This is a genomic window from Scytonema sp. HK-05 (genome assembly GCF_963872035.1).
Taxonomy (GTDB): domain Bacteria; phylum Cyanobacteriota; class Cyanobacteriia; order Cyanobacteriales; family Nostocaceae; genus Kalymmatonema.
This window is the reverse complement of the sequence record NZ_CAWMYC010000086.1, coordinates 1-2095: the sequence shown is the minus strand read 5'-3', so window position 1 is coordinate 2095 and position 2095 is coordinate 1. Positions and strand designations below refer to the sequence as shown.

At 38.4% G+C, this 2095-nt stretch carries 3 protein-coding genes; all 3 read right to left on the bottom strand.

All coding sequences use genetic code 11. From position 1 onward, the window contains the following. The coding region (locus AACT52_RS11130) for an RNA-guided endonuclease InsQ/TnpB family protein (protein ID WP_073636642.1) at positions 1–1268 on the bottom strand (1268 nt) is incomplete at its 3' end. Beyond that, entirely contained in the window at positions 1261–1458 is a 198-nt protein-coding gene (locus AACT52_RS11125; RefSeq protein WP_073636641.1) for a hypothetical protein, read from the bottom strand. The genes AACT52_RS11125 and AACT52_RS11130, both read right to left, overlap by 8 nt. After that, entirely contained in the window at positions 1451–1849 is a 399-nt protein-coding gene (gene tnpA, locus AACT52_RS11120) for an IS200/IS605 family transposase (RefSeq protein ID WP_073636640.1), read from the bottom strand. Before tnpA ends, AACT52_RS11125 begins: the two co-directional genes overlap by 8 nt. Positions 1850–2095 lie beyond the last annotated feature (246 nt).

The following is a 2095-nucleotide window of genomic DNA, read 5'->3' as shown; positions in this document are numbered from 1 at the left end:
AAGCCGGGGGATTCTTGAAGAGTCCACAAACGAACTTTCAATGGTGCTATCAAAGACACCCTACTGATTCCACTAAGATCTAAACCTAGTTTTATCGCTACTTTTCTTAAAATATTCGCTGCGCCGTTAGCATCAGCATTCAAGAAAAAGTTATTAGCTGTTCTAAATAAACCACGCTTAACACGCATTCCAGAAGACTGCCACCGTTCGGGTTTTTCACCATATTTTGGTAGCATATCGTTATCTAAAAATGATGCTTTTGAGGTATAGGATTCTTCTGTTTCTACAAACTGAATTCCATACTGTTCGCACAATTGAGCAATTCTGTCTTTTAATCGTGCTGTAGGAACTTGAACAAATTTTTGATTGTTTTTTTTACCCATATCAGCACCATCTTTTTGTCCTTTGTTCCAACCAAAAACAACTGTACCAATTTTGTTATCTAAGCAATGGTTGATAACTAATCTGGCAGCTTTGTTAACAGCATCTCTAACTTGACGGTTACGTTTCTCAGTTATATGGGCTAACTTCTTATTCCAAAAGCCTTGAGGTTTCCCCTCTTTAATTGTGGAGACTTGCTTGTTAAACCACTGGTTCATCGACTTCAAGTGTTTGCCATCAATGATGAAACTAGTAGCAACATTGGAAACACAAGTTAACCAATTATTAACACCGTGGTCGATTCCCAATACCTTTGATTGGTCTAAGTTAATTACTGCAATATCAAGTTGTTTGTAGACATACTCAATATAAAAACACTTGTTTCTTGGTACTATCCTAAATTCTTTGATATCTGCAAATTTGAGATTTGATGGCATGGGTAGATAAAAGGCATCTAACCTAAACCAAGCTTTTACTTTGCTACCAAGGGGAAAACGTAACAACCCATTTTTCAACTTGACATCAGCTTTGGGGTAAGTGACAAGTGCTAACCCACCTTTACGGTATCCTGGCATTTTAGGGTGTTGATCTACAGTTCCTTTTTTAATACCTTTTAACAATCCGATGTACGATTTAAAAGATTCTGCAACTGTGGTTAAGCACTGCTGAGCAACGTGAGAATACATCGCCTGAAAGTGGGAATTGCTTTTAAATAATTTGTGTAAATCGAATTTGCTGGGAATCTTGCCAGTTTTGAAGTACAGTTGCCTTGCATAATAAGTTCCACAATTAGCAAGTTTTGCTGATTCTACACACAAAAACTCTAAGATTGCTATTACATCAGAAGTTGCATTAATCAAATGCTGTTGACAACCATAATTAGACATGAGCAATCTCACCCCAAATTCTAATAGGTTCATCAAAAACATAAACAACAGCAGAATTGCGTTTTTTAATACTGCCTCCGCCTCGACTGGCTAACCACTCTTTAGCTTCCTCTAGAGTCCAGAAATAAGCGGCTTTATGATTTGGGTGCTGATTACTGTCTTGTGCAAAAAACGGTTTCTTTTTAGACATTTTTTTGATTCTCGATGTATTGTTTGATAACAGAAATAGGAGCGCCGCCAACAGTGGAAACAAAATAACTGTTTGTCCACAATGTTGGAAGTCGTGATTTCAACCAAGGAAACTCCTGTCTGAGAAACCTTGATGACCGTCCTTTCATGTATCGGACAATTTTTGCAATCCCAAACTGTGGATCTACTTCAACCAAAAGATGTACGTGGTCGGGCATTACCTCCATCTCAATGACTTCGCTATTAAATTCCTTAGCAACGTCTAAGATAATCTCTTTGAGACGGACATCAACTCCATGCACTAATACTTTTCTTCTGTATTTAGGACACCACACTACATGGTATTTGCAAGAATAAGTGATATTGTGATTTGACTTGTATTTTTGGTTCATACCACCATTATATGAAAGCGCCTCATATAATGGTGTTAGGCGAGGAGAAAGATTATATGAAGCTTTGCTGTATAATCAGACATATATTACTGCGACTAAAGTCGCCTCCGACTTATCCCCATGTCTAAAGCCAGGGGCTTGCGTCTCGTTCTTTGGTCACCAAGGGCAAAGTAGGTTTGAAAGGGAAAAGTTCACCGAAAAAATGGGTCTGAAGCCTCGCCCTTAAGCGGGCGACTTTTTTCGCCG